General features: G+C 60.8%; 1 protein-coding gene. It reads right to left on the bottom strand.

Translation table 11 applies throughout. The features are described 5' to 3' along the window. A partial coding sequence (locus AACY19_RS27615; RefSeq protein WP_339454670.1) for a hypothetical protein occupies positions 1–273 on the bottom strand: 273 nt, incomplete at both ends.

Below are 273 nucleotides of genomic sequence, written 5' to 3'. Positions count from 1 at the left end.
GCAGGTCGTATTCGAAGGCCAGTGGGTGTTGCTGGCCGTCATCGACGCCGACCAGACGACCGAGACGGTCATAGCGGTATTCGATCTGGATGCCGTCGGGCAAGGTCTTGACCAGCAGACGTCCGGCAGCATCGCGCTCGTAGCGTGTGACTAAAACCGAGCCGTCATCACCGAACTCGGTCTTTTCCAGCAGGTGACCATTGAGGTCATAGGCGTAGCTCGTGCGGCGGCCGTCGAAGCCGGTTTCCTGTCGGATCAGTCCCGTGGGTGTGT

Source organism: Pseudomonas sp. EA_5y_Pfl2_R50 (assembly GCF_963970475.1).
Classification (GTDB): domain Bacteria; phylum Pseudomonadota; class Gammaproteobacteria; order Pseudomonadales; family Pseudomonadaceae; genus Aquipseudomonas.
Note: the sequence above shows the minus strand (reverse complement) of the source record. Positions and strands in the feature narration are given on the sequence as shown.